The sequence below is a fragment of the Dactylosporangium sp. NPDC051485 genome (genome assembly GCF_040682015.1).
In the GTDB taxonomy this organism is placed as follows: Bacteria; Actinomycetota; Actinomycetes; order Mycobacteriales; family Micromonosporaceae; genus Dactylosporangium.
Genome location: NZ_JBFAZW010000037.1, coordinates 40,787 through 56,528, shown reverse-complemented (window position 1 = coordinate 56,528; position 15,742 = coordinate 40,787). Strand labels below are relative to the sequence as shown.

Annotated in this window: 13 protein-coding genes; 6 read left to right on the top strand and 7 right to left on the bottom strand. The window is 72.5% G+C overall.

Annotated elements, in window-relative coordinates; translation table 11 throughout:
- Positions 1-82 precede the first annotated feature (82 nt).
- Positions 83-910, bottom strand: coding sequence for a 3-methyladenine DNA glycosylase (locus AB0M46_RS22010; RefSeq protein WP_363338701.1), 828 nt, complete (start codon positions 908-910; stop codon positions 83-85).
- 33 nt (positions 911-943) lie between these two features.
- Here AB0M46_RS22010 and AB0M46_RS22005 point away from each other — a divergent pair, with 33 nt between their 5' ends.
- The gene (locus AB0M46_RS22005) at positions 944-2,278 is read left to right on the top strand and encodes a gluconolaconase (RefSeq protein WP_363338699.1); all 1,335 of its coding nucleotides are present in this window, start codon (positions 944-946) and stop codon (positions 2,276-2,278) included.
- A gap of 268 nt (positions 2,279-2,546) precedes the next feature.
- Here AB0M46_RS22005 and AB0M46_RS22000 read toward each other — a convergent pair whose 3' ends face one another.
- Positions 2,547-5,276 (bottom strand): glycogen debranching N-terminal domain-containing protein, encoded by a 2,730-nt coding sequence (locus AB0M46_RS22000; RefSeq protein WP_363338697.1) that lies wholly within the window; start codon positions 5,274-5,276, stop codon positions 2,547-2,549.
- 7 nt (positions 5,277-5,283) lie between these two features.
- The gene (locus AB0M46_RS21995) at positions 5,284-5,415 is read right to left on the bottom strand and encodes a hypothetical protein (protein WP_363338695.1); all 132 of its coding nucleotides are present in this window, start codon (positions 5,413-5,415) and stop codon (positions 5,284-5,286) included.
- Positions 5,416-5,957: 542 nt separating this feature from the next.
- On the opposite strand from AB0M46_RS21995, the gene AB0M46_RS21990 reads away from it, so the two are divergent.
- Both AB0M46_RS21990 and AB0M46_RS21985 read left to right on the top strand, forming a co-directional pair.
- The gene (locus AB0M46_RS21990) at positions 5,958-6,974 is read left to right on the top strand and encodes an endonuclease/exonuclease/phosphatase family protein (protein ID WP_363338693.1); all 1,017 of its coding nucleotides are present in this window, start codon (positions 5,958-5,960) and stop codon (positions 6,972-6,974) included.
- Positions 6,975-7,072: 98 nt separating this feature from the next.
- Positions 7,073-7,558, top strand: coding sequence for a hypothetical protein (locus AB0M46_RS21985; RefSeq protein WP_363338691.1), 486 nt, complete (start codon positions 7,073-7,075; stop codon positions 7,556-7,558).
- Positions 7,559-7,598: 40 nt separating this feature from the next.
- Here the strand turns inward: AB0M46_RS21985 and cimA are convergent, their stop codons facing one another.
- Complete coding sequence (gene cimA, locus AB0M46_RS21980) at positions 7,599-9,200, bottom strand: citramalate synthase (protein ID WP_363338689.1); 1,602 nt, start codon at positions 9,198-9,200, stop codon at positions 7,599-7,601.
- Positions 9,201-9,530: 330 nt separating this feature from the next.
- Here cimA and AB0M46_RS21975 point away from each other — a divergent pair, with 330 nt between their 5' ends.
- Positions 9,531-10,061, top strand: a complete 531-nt coding sequence (locus tag AB0M46_RS21975) for a carboxymuconolactone decarboxylase family protein (protein WP_363338687.1) — start codon at positions 9,531-9,533, stop codon at positions 10,059-10,061.
- 159 nt (positions 10,062-10,220) lie between these two features.
- Positions 10,221-10,490 (top strand): hypothetical protein, encoded by a 270-nt coding sequence (locus AB0M46_RS21970; protein WP_363338685.1) that lies wholly within the window; start codon positions 10,221-10,223, stop codon positions 10,488-10,490.
- 13 nt (positions 10,491-10,503) lie between these two features.
- On the opposite strand, the gene AB0M46_RS21965 is transcribed toward AB0M46_RS21970, so the two are convergent.
- From AB0M46_RS21965 to serA, 3 genes are all read right to left on the bottom strand, one after another.
- Positions 10,504-11,601 (bottom strand): branched-chain amino acid aminotransferase, encoded by a 1,098-nt coding sequence (locus tag AB0M46_RS21965; RefSeq protein ID WP_363338683.1) that lies wholly within the window; start codon positions 11,599-11,601, stop codon positions 10,504-10,506.
- A gap of 89 nt (positions 11,602-11,690) precedes the next feature.
- Positions 11,691-12,719 carry a 3-isopropylmalate dehydrogenase gene (locus AB0M46_RS21960; protein ID WP_363338681.1) on the bottom strand — a complete coding sequence of 343 codons (1,029 nt, stop codon included), beginning with the start codon at positions 12,717-12,719 and terminating at the stop codon, positions 11,691-11,693.
- 150 nt (positions 12,720-12,869) lie between these two features.
- Entirely contained in the window at positions 12,870-14,480 is a 1,611-nt protein-coding gene (gene serA / locus AB0M46_RS21955; protein ID WP_363338679.1) for a phosphoglycerate dehydrogenase, read from the bottom strand.
- 707 nt (positions 14,481-15,187) lie between these two features.
- Between serA and AB0M46_RS21950 the strand changes: the two genes are divergently transcribed.
- Entirely contained in the window at positions 15,188-15,619 is a 432-nt protein-coding gene (locus AB0M46_RS21950) for a TipAS antibiotic-recognition domain-containing protein (RefSeq protein WP_363338677.1), read from the top strand.
- Positions 15,620-15,742 lie beyond the last annotated feature (123 nt).

Here is a 15,742-nt window from a genome sequence, read left to right as displayed (position 1 = left end):
GACACTCCCCGGGCCCAAGTTCCCGCCGAAACATGAAACCGACTTATACACCAGGCGGCCGCGCGGGGGCTCCACCCTGCGGTCAGTTGCGCACGGCCGCCAGGAGGCTCTCGCACTCGGCGAGAAGGCGCCCGCGCAGCGGGGTGGCGCGCTCGGCAAAGACGCGCTGCGCCTCCACGTAGCGGGCGCGGCCCTCGGGGGTCTCGATGCGGACCGGCTCGTAGCCGAGGTCGGCCAGGTCATAGGGCGACGCTCGCATGTCGAGGGTGCGAATGTCGCGGGCGAGCTCGAAGCAGTCGGCGATCAGCTCGGCCGGCACGAACGGGGCGAGCTTGTAGGCGTGCTTGTAGAGGTCCATGTTGGCGTGCAGGCAGCCGGGCTGCTCGTTGTCCGCCTGGGTCTCCCGGGTCGGCTGGAGCAGGTTCAGCGGGCGCGCGGGGGCGGTGTAGAAGCGGAACGCGTCGAAGTGGCTGCACCGGATCCGGCTCGCCTCGACGACCGCGTCCGTGCCGGCCGGGCCCAGGCGCAGTGGCCAGGCATTGTGACGCAGCTCGTCCTGCGTCTGGCGGTACACCATGGCCCACTCGTGCAGGCCGAAGCAGCCCAGGTGCGGCGTCCGCGCGGCGGTGGCGGCGAGCAGGGCGCGGATCCACGCGATCGCGTCCACGCGGTGGGGCGGCACGGTGGCCGCCTCCGCGCCCGCACCGGCCAGGACGACGCCCGCGCCCGGGTGCCAGCGGCGCAGCTGCGCCGGCCGGTACGAGTAGTACGTGAACAGGAAGTCCTCGACCGGGTGCTTGCGGCCGCTGCGGCGGCGGGCGAGGTGCGGCTCGATCCAGGCGTCCACCCGCGCCTCGTGGGCGGCGCGGCGGGCCTCCCAGGTCGGCCGGTCCAGAACAGTGAGCTGCACTGCTCAAGCTTACGAAGGGGTAGCGTCGGCCTCATGCGCAAGCTCTGGGCGTTGCTGCTGACCTGCTCACTGCCCCTTGCCGCCTGCTCGGGCGCGCCCGGGCGCTCCGCCGAGTCCGCCCCCGGGCGACCCGGTGCCTCCGTCCCGTCCGGCGCCGCGCCGGGAGCCGGGCTCGGCCAGCCGACCCGGGTCAAGGTCGCGGTGCCACCCGCGCTCGCGTCCGCGCCATTCAACCGGGATCGGTACCTCCAGTTGCCGGCCGGCTGGGCGGCATCCGTCTACGCGCGCATCGAGAAGGCGCGCTTCATGGCCCTGACGCCGAGCGGCGACCTGCTGGTATCCCAGCCGGGCGCCGGAACCGTTCAGCTCGTGCGCGCGGGCGCGGTCTCGGAGTTCGCCGCCGGGCTGCGCCAGCCGCACGACATGGTGTTCGCGCCGCTGAACGGCCACATGTACCTCTTCATCGCCGAGTCCAACCGCGTCGTGCGCTACCCGTACACCAACGGGGACCTCAAGGTGCGCGACGGGCAGGTGGTCGTCGACGGGCTGCCCGACACGAGCACGCCGGAGCTGCGCGGCACGTACGCGCACGTGCTGAAGAACATCGCGGTGCGCGGCGAGAGGCTGTACGTCTCGATCGCCTCCACCTGCAACGCCTGCGTGCAGGACACCGTCAGCGACCCGGAGCGGGCGGCCATCTACACGTACTCGGCGACGGGCACCAACGCGTCGCGGCACCTGCTGGCGCGCGGCATCCGCAACGCGGAGGGCCTCGCATTCCGCCCAGACACCGACGAGCTGTGGATCGTGGTCAACAACCGCGACAACATCCTCGTGCCGGACGACCGCGACGTGGACGGCGACGGCACCTCGGACAAGGGCAAGCGGATGACCCAGTTCGTCGACGACCACCCGCCGGAGGAGTTCATCAAGGTCCGCGACGGCGGCTTCTACGGCTGGCCGTTCTGCAACCCGGACAGCGACCATGGGCTGCGCAACATGGGGTTCCTGCGCGACTACGAGCTCAACCGGGACGGGCAGAAGGCCGACTGCAGCAAGGCGGACCCGATCGACCTCGGGCTGCCGGCGCACAGCGCCCCGCTGGGCCTGACGTTCTACCGCGGGGGCGCGGTGGTGCCGCTGCACGGCTCCTGGAACCGTACGAAGCCGGCCGGGTACAAGGTGGTGTACATCCCGTGGACCGCGTCCGGGCCGGGTGACCCGGTGGATCTGGCGACCGGCTTCGTCGAGCCGGACGGCAAGTGGTGGGGCCGGCCCGTGGACGCCGCGGTCGACACCGACGGGACGCTGCTGATCAGCGACGACGGCAGCGGTACGGTGCTGCGCCTGACGCCACCCGCGCGGTAGCGCTTCAAGCGGGCAGTGCTGCGCCGCAGACCGGTGGTGTGGCAGCGCGACCGCGCGGGAGAAGAGTTTGCGCTGCGCGGTGGTGTGCGCCCACGCGGGCGGGAACGGGCTGCGCGGTAACGCCGTCTGGCAGGCGAGGACCGGGCTACGCCGTGACGCCGCCTGGTGGGCGGGAACGGCTGCGCGGTAACGCTGCCCGGCGGGCGAGGACCGGGCTACGCCGTGACGCCGCCTGGCAGACGAGGGCGCGTTCGGTGTGTCGTCTGCGTCAGGCCGGGCGGCCGATCCGGGCCGGGCTACCGTCCGCGTTGCGGAACGTCACGCCTACTGGTCCATTGTGGACCGTGAGCACGCCGGCGGCGGTGACGCTCACATCGAGTTCGCCGCCGCCGACCTTGAGGCCCCGCACGCGGTACGCACCGACCGGCGACGGGGCGATGGGGTCGAACACGATCCGCCCGGCCGGCACGTCGACCTCGAGGCCGAGCAGCGCGGTGAGGATCGCCGGGCCCACCGCCGCGGCCCACGCCTGGGGGCGGCACGCGGACGGGTACGGGGTGGGCAGGTCGTCCCCGCCGTACAGCTCGGGAAGCCGGAAATCGAAGCGCTCGGCCGCGTCCAGCAGAGCCGCGATCACCGCGGACGCCTCCGCGCGGTGCCCGTCGCGGGCCAGCCCGAGCAGCGCCACGGCGTTGTCGTGCGGCCAGACGGAGCCGAGATGGTAGGAGAGGAAGTTGTACCCCGCTGAGGCCGGCGCCACCGTGCGGATCCCGAACGGGGATCGGAGGCCGGCCAGGTGCCCGGCCACGGCGGCGCTCTCCGCCGGTTCGAGCAGCCCGGTGCCGAGCAGGTGGCCCATGTTGGAGGCGAGGAGGTCGACCTGGTTCCCGGCGCCGTCGAGGGCGATCGCGGGGTGGCCACCAGGGGTCCAGAACCGCGCCCGGAAGCGGTCGGCTAGATCGTGGGCCCACTCGCGCCACCGCTGCGCCTCTCCCGCGCCGTCCGCGTGCGCTTCCTCGCGGGTCTGCGCCTCGTCGCGGACCTGCGCCGCGTCGCGGGAATGCGGGCGCCCCTTCACCTCGCCCCGCGCCTGCGCCTCGTCGCGGGCCAGTGCTTCCTCGCGGGCCTTCACCTCGCCCCGCGCCTGCGCTTCCTCGCGGGCCTGCGCTTCGCCCCGCGCCGGGGTCGCGACGTGGTCCGGTGCCGCGGCGCGGGCTGCCGCTTCCTGGCGGGTCCGCGTCCTGTCACGCGCCCGCGCGGCGTCGAGCGGCCACGTCTTGTCGTCGGCGTGCGGCACGTCGCCGGGCTGCGGGGCGCCGGGGAACTGCTCGACCAGCCAGGCGGCGTCGAGGGCAGCGCGGTACGCGTAGGCCTGCACCTCGCACAGCGCGATCGGGCCTGCGACCGGGCGGCCGTCGGCGTGCTGGACGGCGTCGCCGGAGTCCTTCCAGCCCTGGTTGGACAGGCCGGCGCCGGCGGTGTCGTGGGCGATGAAGTCGTCGTGGTGCAGCAGCCAGGCCATCGCGCGGCGGACATTGGGCAGCAGGGGGCGCACGGCCGCGGCGGGCATGCCCCAGCGGTAGGCGTCGGCCAGGGCGCTCACGAACAGCGGGGTCGCGTCCACGGTGCCGTAGTAGACCGGGGGCAGGGTGTGGCCGGTGTCGGCGCGGCGTACCTCGTGCAGGATGCGGCCGGGCTGCTCCTCCGTCGCGGGGTCGTGGCCGGCGCCCTGCCGGGCCGCGAGGAGGCGCACTGTGCCCGCGGCGACCTCGTGGCCGAGCGGGAGGGCCAGGCGGGCCGTCCAGAGGGCGTCGCGGCCGAACAGCGTCAGGTACCAGGGGCTGCCGGCGGCGTAGTACGCGTCCGCGCCCTCGGTGCGGCGCAGCGCGTCGAGGTCCTGCACGCTCGCCCGCACGAGCGCATCGAGCCGCCGGTCGTCGGCGGCGACGCGCAGTGTGCTGAATCGCTTGGGGCGGGCGATCGGCGGGACATCGGTTCGGGTCACCCGGATCTCCGCCGACCAGGTGCCTCGCGGGGGCACGGTCACCCGCCACCGCAGCGTCACCGCGGCGGACGCGTCCGCGCGCGGGGCACTGCCCGCATCCGCACGCAGCGACTCAAGCCCGTCCTCGCGCGCGGCGCCGACCGCATCCGCAGGCAGCGGCTCAAACGCATCCTCGCGCGCGGCAACGACGGCATCCGCACGCAGCGACTCAGGCGCGTCCTCGCGCGAGGCACCTCCTGCGTCGGCGAGCGGCTCGGCGCCGGAGGTGCGGTCGAGGGTGGATGCTGCGGCCGGCGGGGTTGTTTGGATCTGGACGGACATGCCGTCGGCGGCGTGCCAGTCGAGAACACCGGGCGATAGTCGCGCAGCCGGGGATGGCGGAGTGAACGGGGACGTCGGCGCGACCGATGACGGAGCCACGGACGACGGAGCGGCGGACGACGACGGAGCGGTCGAAGGCTGAGCGGTCGAAGGCACAACGATTGAAGGCTGAATGACCAACGGCGCAGCGACCACTGGCTGGGCGGCTAACGGCGCGGCGGTCGATGGCTGCTTGGCTGTGGGGGGTGTGGCGAGGGGGTGCGCCGTGGGGGTGCCGGTACGGATTTCGCCCAGGGCGGCGAAGTCGGTTGCGGCGTACAGGGCGACGTCGACCTCGGCCGGGGTGTTGGAGGCGTTGGTCAAGGTGATCGTTTCGGTGCCGCCGGAGGGCTTGGCCAGGCGGCGCCGGGTCAGGGTGAGCGTGGGGGGTGTGGGGGCGTTGCGTGGTACCGATGCGAAGACCGCCGATGCGGCTCCCGTGCGGCGGACGGTCAGCGGGGTCGGGAGGTGGCCGTCGACGGTGAGCGTCAGGGCTGAGAGGACGCGGCGGTCCTCCACGTAGAGGCCGTCGGCGCCGGCGGCGAGCTGGCCGGACGGGGGTGACAGCCAGGTCGCCGGGGCGGCCACGCAGGTGACGTGGTCGTGCAGGTGGGGCTGGGAGTGCTCGGTCACGCGGGGGTCAACCGCCGATGACGTTGACGGCGCGGGCGACCACCGGCGGGACGGTCGCCTCCGTGCGGCGCAGCCAGCCGGACGGGGTCGTTGGCTTGCCGTCGGGCCCGAGGTGGTGCGCGGGCGGGAGGTCACTCACGGCAGTCAACCTAGACCCGCTACCGCGCGTGGGCCAGCGGCGGGGCCGCGTGGCGTGCACCAGAACCGCGACCGCGCGGGGCCGGGACCGGGCCCGGACGGATGCGGGCGAGGGAGACGGCGGATCAGGTGCCGGGACGCGCGGACGCGGGGCAGGGTTGCCGCGCCGGTGCGGATGCGAGTGCTGACGTAGACGGCGGACCAGGCACGGCCACGGGCGCGGCGCGGGGCAACGCGCGGAAGCAGCACGGGCGCGGCCCAGGGCAACGTGCGGAAGCAGCGGGCGCGGCTGGCCAACGCCCAGAAGCAGCCACAGGCGCTGGAGCAGGCCAACGCACGGAAGCAGCCACAGGCGCGACGTATGCGCAGGCGCAAGCGGGGAAGCAGGCACAGGCAGAGAAGCAGGCACAGGCGGGGAAGCAGGCGCAGGCGGGAAGCAGGCACAGGCGGGGAAGTCTGCGGCGGTGCGGGCGGCCGGCGAGCCCGCCCAAAGGCGACCGCGCGGGGACGGTGCCGATTGCGGCCGTCGCCTACGCTGGCGGGATGGTCACCACGGAGGACACCCTGCCGTTGCGCCCCGAGAAGACCTCTCGGCCGCGCCGGCGATGGTGGAGCGTGGTGGTCTGGCTGATGGTGGTGCCGTTCGTGGTGTGGGCGGCGATAAGGGTCCTCGGGCTGGACAGTGGGTTCCCTGCGGTACAGCTGATCGCGTTCACGCCGTATGTCGCGGCGGCCTCGCTGCTCCCGCTCGCGGTGGCGCTGGCCACGAAGCGGGTCTGGCCGGCGCTCCTCGCGGCGCTGGCCACGGTGGCGCTGGCGGCCTGTGTGCTGCCCCGGTGGGTGGCGGACAGCACGCCGGAGCCGCCGGACGGGCCGGTGGTTCGGGTCATGAGCGTGAACATGCTGGTCGGCGGGGCCGACGTGGCGACGATCGTCGGGCTGGTCAAGCAGCACCAGGTGGATCTGGTGGCGTTGCAGGAGTACACGCCGGAGGCCCAGGCGGGGCTGCGGGCGGCGGGGCTGGAGGACGTGTTGCCCAACGCCGTGTCGTATCCGAAGCCGGGGGTGACGGGGTCGGCGGTGTACAGCCGGTTTGCGGTCACGGATCTCGGATATCGGCTGTTTCCGTCGGGGTTCGGGCAGGCGCAGGCGGCGGTGCGGGTGCCGGGGGCGCTGGACGTGCGGGTCGAGTCGGTGCATCCGTGCGCGCCGGCCACGATGGGACGGGCGGGGTGCTGGGAGCGGGACATCGTGCACGAGCCGGCGGCCACTCCCGATGGGGCGGTGAGCCTGCTGATCGGGGACTTCAACGCGACGCTCGACCACGAGAAGTTCCGCGCGGTGCTGGACACGGGGTATCGGGACGCCGCCGACGTGGTGGGGGCCGGGTTCGAGGCCTCGTGGCCGTACGACGAGCGGTGGTTCATCCCCGGGGTGACGCTCGACCATGTGCTGGCAGACAAGCGGGTCGGCGTGCGCAAGGTGTCGGTGCACCGCCTCCCGGCAAGTGACCACAAGGCGGTCGTGGCGGAGCTTGTCCTGCCGAAGGGCGGGAACTAGGGGGCGTACCTCCGGCTGCGCGCGGGTCGTTGGCCGGTAGTACCTTCACGTACGGATCGGGCCCCCGCCCGAAACGGGAACCACGTTGGAGCAGATGAGTGACACGAACGTACCGCGGCCTCGCGCTCGCCATCGCCGTGCCGCTTGTCCTGGTTGCGGCGGCCGGCTGCTCGGGCAAGGGCAGCGAGGACGCCTCGGCGTCCGATCGGCCCACCGTCGAGGTGACGGCACAGCCGCAAGACGCGCAGTCGGCACAGGTGGCGGCCGAGCAGGTGCTCGACAACCTGTCCGAGGGCGACTGGGCCGGGGCCTACGACATGTGGACGGACGGCGCCAAGTCGGCGATCGGCAAGGATGCCTACATCGAACTGGTGTCCACGTGCACGGGGCTTCAGGGCGACTACCAGGTGACGGCCGTGGCGCAGCCCGACGCCACGACCACGACGATCAAGTGGACGCACGTCCCGGCCGGGACCACGGCCAGCCAGGCCGGGCAGAGCACGCTGAAGTACGAGCACGGGGCCTGGCGCCTCGAGCCGGACCAGGCGGCGCTGGCCGCGTATAAACAGAACAAATGCCCGTAACGGGGAGGGGGCCGGCGCATCGCACCGGCCCCCTTTCCACTTAGACCCGCACCTGCCGGCTCAGGCCGTAGCTGAGCGCGTCGACGAGCGCCTGCCAGCTGGCCTCCACCACGTTCTCGTGCACGCCGACGGTGGTCCAGTCGGTGCCGGTCGAGTGGGTCTCCACCAGCACGCGGGTGACGGCCCCGGTGCCGTGGCTGCCCTCCAGGATGCGCACCTTGTAGTCGGCCAGCTGGAAGCGGCTCAGCTCGGGGTAGTGCCGGGTGAGGGCGACCCGCAGCGCCTCGTCGAGGGCGTTGACCGGGCCGTTGCCCTCGGCGGTGGCGATGACCCGCTCGCCGCGTACCCGCACCTTCACCGTCGCCTCGGAGACCACGGCGCCGTCCTCGCGGTGCTCGACCAGGACGCGGTAGGACTCCAGGGCGAACGGCCGCGGGACCGTGCCGTCGGCCAGTTCGGCCCGGGCGAGCAGCTCGAAGGAGGCGTCGGCGGCCTCGAACGACCAGCCGCGGGCCTCCAGGTCCTTGACCCGGGTGGTGACCCGGGAGAGGGCCTCGGGGTTGCCGGCCAGGTCAACGCCGAGCTCACGTGCCTTGAGCTCGATGCTGGCCCGGCCGGCCATCTCGGTGACGAGGATCCGCATGTCGTTGCCCACGACGCTGGGGTCGATGTGGTTGTACAGCACGGGATCCACTTTGATCGCGCTCGCGTGCAGGCCCGCCTTGTGAGCGAACGCTGACGACCCGACGTAGGCCTGGTGGGTGTCGGGTGCGATGTTGGCGATCTCGGCGATGGCGTGCGAGACGCGCACCATCTGCTCGATGCATCCGTCCGGTAGGACCGGCATGCCGAGCTTGAGCTGCAGGTTGCCGACGACGGCGAAGAGGTCGGCGTTGCCGGGGCGCTCGCCGTAGCCGTTGGCGGTGCACTGGAAGTGCGGTACGCCGGCCTCGACGGCGGCGACGGTGTTGGCGACCGCGCACGAGGTGTCGTTCTGGCAGTGGATGCCGAGGCGGGCGACGGCCTCCTCGGGGGTGATGCCCAGGGCCACGGCGAGGCGCTCGCGGACCTCGGCGATCGTGCGGGAGATGAGCGAGGGCAGCATGCCCCCGTTGGTGTCGCACATGACGGCGGTCTCGGCGCCGGCGGCGAGGGCGGCCGCGGCGACGCTCGCGGTGTACTGCGGGTCGAACCGGTAGCCGTCGAAGAAGTGCTCGCAGTCGAGGAAGACCCGCCGTCCCTCCGACACGAAGTACTCGACGGTGTCGCGGACCATCGCCAGGTTCTCTTCCGGGGTGGTACGCAGGGCCCGCTCGACGTGGCGCAGGTCGGACTTGGCCACCAGCGTCACGGCGGGGGTCTCGGCCTCGAGCAGCGCGCGGACCTGCGGGTCGTCCTGGACGCGCACCCCGGCCTTGCGGGTCGCGCCGAAGGCGACGAACACGGCGTGCTTGAGGTCGAGCTCGGTGCGCGCCCGGCGGAAGAACTCGGTGTCCTTCGGCATCGCACCGGGCCAGCCGCCCTCGATGAACCCGACGCCGAACTCGTCGAGCAGCCGCGCGACGGCGAGCTTGTCGACGACCGAGTAGCTGATCGCCTCGCGCTGGGCCCCGTCGCGCAGCGTCGTGTCGTACACCTGCATGGTTTGCTCCTTAAGGCGGAAGGCGGCTGGGCTCGGCGAGACGGAGGGGGGCCAACAAAAAGACCCCTCGCGAAATGCGAGAGGTCTGCGCGTCCGGCGGAGGATGCTGGACGCGCTAGGGGCCAATAATGAGCCGAGTCACGTTCGGTAGCTTGCCACGCACGAGCCCCTCGCGGCACGTGATTCCGAATTTTGAGATTCGGCGTGATCTGCTTCACGATTCACCCTGTTCGTCACGTAGCTGTAACGAGGACCGGGCAAGGTTGGAGCCGGTCAAGGAAACGACCCTCGACCGAGGGGCGATCACCGATGGTGAGGAGGTCTGGTTCGATGTCCATCGCGACGCTGAAGGCGGCCCTTCCGCCGTACGCCCGGGACCTCGAGCTGAACCTCGACTCGGTGCTCGCCGGCGACCTGCTCGACGAGCAGATGCTCTGGGGCGCCGCGCTCGCGAGCGCGATGACGACCCGCAGCGCCGTCGTGATCCGCAACATCGCCGCCGAGGCCGGTGAGCACCTCAAGCCGGAGGCCGCCGAGGCGGCGAAGGCGGTCGCGTCCCGGATGGCGATCCACAACGTCTACTTCCGCGCCAAGCACCTCATCGGTGACGAGGCGTACCAGCACCTGCCGGCGCGGCTGCGCCGCCAGGTGACCTCCACGCCCGGGGTCGGCACCGCCGACGTCGAGGCGTGGTCAGTGGCTGTATCCGCGATCACTGGGTGCGGGGTGTGCCTGGAATCGCACGAAAGATCACTTCACGGTGCAGGGGTGTCCCGCGAAGTGATCGACGAGGTGTTGCGCGTCGCCGCGGTGGTTCACGCGTTGGCGGTAACCCTCGATACAGAGGCGGCTCTCGACTAGGAGCTTTCCTCTTGTACGGGTGTCGGGGTGGCGGCCCCGGCACCCGTACGCATATCTGTGCCGTCATCCGGTCGTGCATGTTGCGCACAGCGTGTCTGCGCCGGCGAGCCATGAACAGCTACCGTTGCGCCCAATACACGCTGGATGCGGGGGGCCACGATGATCGACGCAGTTCCGCCGGGCCCGGCCGAGCCACCGGTCGATCCGCCGCTGGGCTGCGCCGACCCGTTGCTGTGGCGCGTGGCCCGGGCCCTGCGCGAGGCGCACCGCCCGCGGAGCGACAACTTCTGCGAGTGCAAGGCGTTCTGGCCGTGCGCGGATGCCCGGCTGGCCGAGGAGGCGCTGATGCTGGCCTACGAGCGGCCCGGGACACGCGCGGCCCGCCCGGGAGCGGGCCGCGCGTCCAACCTCGGTCGCTGGACAGCCTGATGTAAAGACTTCGTTACAGAACGCGGTGGACCCAGCCGTACGGGTCCGGCGCCGTGCCCCGCTGGATCGTGACGAGCTGCTCGCGCAGGCCCATCGTCACGTCGCCGGCCTTGCCGTCCCCGACGGTGAACTCGCCGTCGTGGTCGCGGACCGTGCCGATGGGGGTGATCACCGCGGCGGTGCCGCAGGCGAAGGCCTCCCGCAGCCGGCCGCTCACCGCGTCGGCGCGCCACTGGTCGTACGAATACTGCTCCTCGCGCACCGTGTAGCCCCCGTCGGCGGCCAGCCGCAGCACCGACTCGCGGGTGATGCCGGGCAGGATGGTGCCGGTCAGCGGCGGCGTGGCGATCGAGCCGTCGTCGAAGACGTAGAACACGTTCATCCCGCCGAGCTCCTCGACGTAGCGCTGCTGCGCCGCGTCGAGGAACACCACCTGGTCGCAGCCGTGCTCGATCGCCTCGGCCTGTGCGACCAGGCTGGCCGCGTAGTTGCCGCCGCACTTGGCCGCGCCGGTGCCGCCGGGGGCGGCCCGGGTGTACTCCCGCGAGACCCAGACGCTGACCGGCTGGACGCCGCCCTTGAAGTAGCTGCCCACCGGGGAGGCGATGACCGCGAAGAGGTACTCCGAGGACGGCTTCACCCCGAGGAAGACCTCGCTGGCGTATTGGAACGGGCGCAGGTAGAGGCTGCCCTCCGGGTCGTTGGGCACCCAGTCGCGGTCGGCCTTGATGAGCGCGTCGAGGGCGTCGAGGAACAGCCGCGGCGGCACCGGGGCCATCGCCAGCCGGTGCGCCGAGGCGCGGAACCGGGCCGCGTTGGCGTCGGGGCGGAACATCGTCACCCCGCCGTCGGCGGTCCGGTACGCCTTGAGCCCCTCGAAGATCTCCTGCGCGTAGTGCAGGACCGCGGAGGCCGGGTCCATCGGGATCGGGGCGCGCGCCTCGACCCTGGCGTCGTACCAGCCCTTGCCGTCGGCATACCGCACCGTGACCATGTGGTCGGTGAAGATCCGCCCGAACCCCGGGTTGGCCATCAGCGCGGACCGCTCCGCGGCGGCTACGGGCTGAGGGTTCGGACGAATCTCGAAATCGAGCGTTTCACCGCCGTTCATGCATGCCTCCACAGAAAAATGACGCCGGGCCGTGTGCCGCAAACTTACCCGAACGGACGTTCAATCGCAGCCGCGGCGCGGCGTTGCCGTTACGAGACGGCGCTGGCGAGGCGGTCACCGATCGCGTGGGTGGACAGCGCGGAGCCGGGGGTCCGCGTGGCCACCTCGGCGCCGACCGCCTCGGTGACCCGCGCGGCGGCCTCGGGGTGCCCGAGGTGGTCCAGCAGCAGCGCGGTGGACAGGACGGCGGCCGAGGGGTCGGCGACGCCCTTGCCGGCGATGTCCGGGGCCGAGCCGTGCACGGGCTCGAACATCGACGGGAACTTCCGCTCGGGGTTGATCGAACCGCTCGCGGCCAGGCCGATCCCGCCGGTGACGGCGGCGGCGATGTCGGTGAGGATGTCACCGAAGAGGTTGTCGGTGACGACGACGTCGTAGCGCTGCGGGTTGCTCACGAGGAACATGGCCGCCGCGTCGACGTGCTGGTATTCGGTCTCGATGTCGGGGAACTCGGCCTTGACCGCGTTGAAGGTGCGCGCCCACAGGCCGCCCGCGTGGGTCAGGACGTTGGTCTTGTGCACCAGCGTCACCTTGCGCCGCGGGCGCTTGGCCGCGCGGGCGAACGCGTCGCGGATGACCCGCTCGACGCCGTGGCGGGTGTTGAGGCTCTCCTCGGTGGCCACCTCGGCGGGGGTGTCCTGGTGCAGGTTGCCGCCGGCGCCGACGTAGAGGCCCTCGGTGCCCTCGCGCACGACGACCAGGTCGATCTCGCCCGGCTTCACGCCGGCCAGGGGGCTGGTCGTGCCCGGCCACAGGCGGGAGGGGCGGAGGTTGACATACTGGTCGAAGTCGAAGCGCAGCCGCAGCAGCAGGCCGCGCTCGAGCACGCCCGGCGGCACGCTCGGGTCGCCGACCGCGCCGAGCAGGATGGCGTCGTGGCCGCGCAGCTCCTCGGCCACGCTGTCCGGCAGCACCTCGCCGGTGCGGTTGTAGCGGGCGGCACCCAGGTCGTAATCGGTCGTCTCGACACCGGGCAGGACGACACGCAGCACCTTCAGCGCCTGCGCCACCACCTCCGTGCCGATGCCATCACCGGCCACAACCGCGATCTTCGCCACCACTGACCCCTTTCGTAGACCCGTCAACGGTACGCCGCCGTCCTATTCCGTGGACGCGCGTCCCGATCCATGGGAGCACACGCCGGCACGGGACAGAGAAAGAGGGCGGGGAGCGCCGCCACGCTCCCCGCCCTCGCAAGAGGAAAGTCTCTAGTCGGCGGACAGGTCCGCCGTGCTCGCCGCGGTGGCCCCGATCGCCTGGCCGGCCTCGCCGAGCAGGTCCGCCGGCACCGCCGTGTCGACGGTCAGCGTCATGAGCGCCTCCCCGCCGGCCTCGCGCCGGGCGACCTGCATCGCCGCGATGTTGACCCCCGCAGAGCCCAGTATGGAGCCCACCGTCCCCACCACGCCGGGGCGGTCGGCGTAGCGGAAGAACAGCAGCACGCCCTCGGCCGCGAGCTCGAGGCTGAAACCGTCGATCTCGGTGAGCTTCAGCGCCTCGCGGGGGCCGGCAACGTACGTGCCGGACACTGAGGCTACTCGCCCGTCCGGGAGGGCTCCACGCACGGTCACCAGGTTGGGCTGGTCGGATGACTCGGTGAAGACCGCGAGGGCGACCTCGGCGCCCCGATCGGCGGCCAGGTGCGGGGCGTTGACGTAGGTGACCTGCTCGGCCACCACGCTGCCGAAGAGCCCCTTGGTGGCCGCCAGCTTGAGCACCGACACGTCGTGCTTGGCCACCTCGCCGTGCACCTCGACGGTCACGGCGGCGGCCACGCCCCCGGCGACCGCGGTGAAGACCGCGCCGAGCCGCTCGGCCAGCGGCAGCAGCGGCCGGACCTCCTCGGCGACCACGCCACCGGCCTGGACGTTCACCGCGTCGGGGACGAACTCGCCGTCGAGGGCCAGCTTGACGCTGCGGGCCACCGCGAGGCCGGCCTTGTCCTGCGCCTCCACCGTCGAGGCGCCCAGGTGCGGGGTGGCGACCACGTTGTCGAAGGCGAACAGCGGGGAGGCGACGCAGGGCTCCTTGGCGAACACGTCGATGCCGGCCCCGGCCACCCGCCCGTCGGCGATGGCGTCGGCGAGCGCCTGCTCGTCGACCAGGCCGCCGCGGGCCGCGTTGATGATGCGCACGCCCGGCTTGACCAGGCCCAGCTCGCGCACGCCGATGATGCCGACGGTCTCGGGGGTCTTGGGCAGGTGGATCGAGATGAAGTCGCTCTCCCGGAGCAGTTCGTCCAGACCCAGCAGTCGTACTCCCAGTGCCGCCGCCCGCACCGGCTGGACGTAGGGGTCGTACGCGACGAGGCGCACGCCGAACGCGGCCATCCGCTGGGCGAACAGCACGCCGATGCGCCCGAGCCCGACCACGCCGACGACCTTGCCGGACAGCTCCACGCCGGTGTACTTCGACCGCTTCCACTCCCCCGCCTTGAGCGCGGCGGACGCGGCGGCGGTGTTGCGGGCCACGGCGAGCAGCAGCGCGACGGCCTGCTCGGCGGCGGAGACGATGTTGGAGGTCGGGGCGTTGACGACCATGACGCCACGCGCGGTGGCGGCCGGCACGTCGACGTTGTCCAGGCCGACGCCGGCGCGGGCGACGACTTTCAGCCGGGGGGCCGCGGCGATCGCCTCGGCGTCGATCCGGGTGGCGCTGCGCACGATCACGGCGCTCGCGTCGGCGAGGCCGGCGAGCAGGGCGGGGCGGTCCGTGCCGTCGATGTGGCTGACCTCGTAGTCGTCGGCGAGGACCTCGAGAGCGGAGGGGGCCAGCTCCTCGGCGATGAGCACCACCGGGCGATCGGGAGGGAGGGTCATATGCGTCCTCTCCAGGCTTCGGTTGGCGTCGGGTGCGGGGCGCGCGGCACTGCCCGCCACGCATTGGCTGTCGCGACGGGGCCGGGCGGTCGGCCCTTCAGGCGATGGTAGGCCCGCCGCCAGTCCCCCGGGGGGGCGCGGACGTGAGCGCTATCACAGTGACCCACCCGTGTGGCGGGTGTCGCGCTCTCGACCGACGCGGGCCTGAACCCGGGGCGGCGCCGCAGCGGTGTCCTCGAGCACCTACCAGCGGCGAGGTGCGCGCGGGATGGGCGTACGGCGGCGGCCCGGGGGCTTCGGGCCGTTCGAGGAGCGCGAGGCCGGGGACTCCGCGTGATCCCGATCGCGGCCGTGCACCACCTGCGAGTCGCGCGCCGAAGCCGGGGACTACGCGGGGCGCCCGGTCGAGGCCGTGCACCACCTGCGGGTCGCGCACCGCGGCCGGGGACTACACGGCGCGCTGGTCGGGGTCGTTCACCATTTGCGAGTCGCGGCACTTCGGCCCGCTTGCGGCATGACACGAAATGTCCGGCGCTTCGCGCCCAGCCGCGGCGGACATTTCGGATTTATACGGTGCCGCGACGTAGATCGTGAAATGTCGGATATGTCGTGGCGCGCCAGCGCCCGACATATCCCATCCGGGCGCAATGTCCATCTCGGCGGCCGGGGTTGACTCTCCAGCGGCTGGAGACTCCACGCTTGGTGGCATGACGATGAACTTGACGCCCGAGGAGAAGCGGGACCTGTTCGGGGACTTCGATCCCGACGAGCACGCGGACGAGGCGCGCGAGCGGTGGGGCTCCACCGAGGCCTACCGGCAGTCGGCGCAGCGCACGGCGCGGTACACCAAGGAGGACTGGGCGCGGATCAAGGCCGAGGCGGCCGAGAACGTGGCCGGGTTCGCGGCGGCGTTCGAGGGCGGGGTGCCGGCCGCCGACCCGCGGGCCACGGACCTCGCCGAGGCGCACCGGCAGCACATCTCGCGCTGGTTCTACGACTGCCCGGCGCAGCTGCACCGGGGCCTCGGGGACATGTACGTCGCCGACCCGCGGTTCACGGCCAACTACGACGCGGAGCACCCGGGGCTGGCGCAGTACGTGCGGGACGCGATCCACGCCAACGCCGACCGTCAGAGCTGATGCTGTGCCCTTGGCACCGCGGAGCCGGCAGGGAGGCCCCCAGGCCGACCGGTGTCTGACGGGAGCAACGGCCTGCTAGTGACGCGGACCTGAGTCCCAAAAAACGAAAGGGCCCCTCCAAAA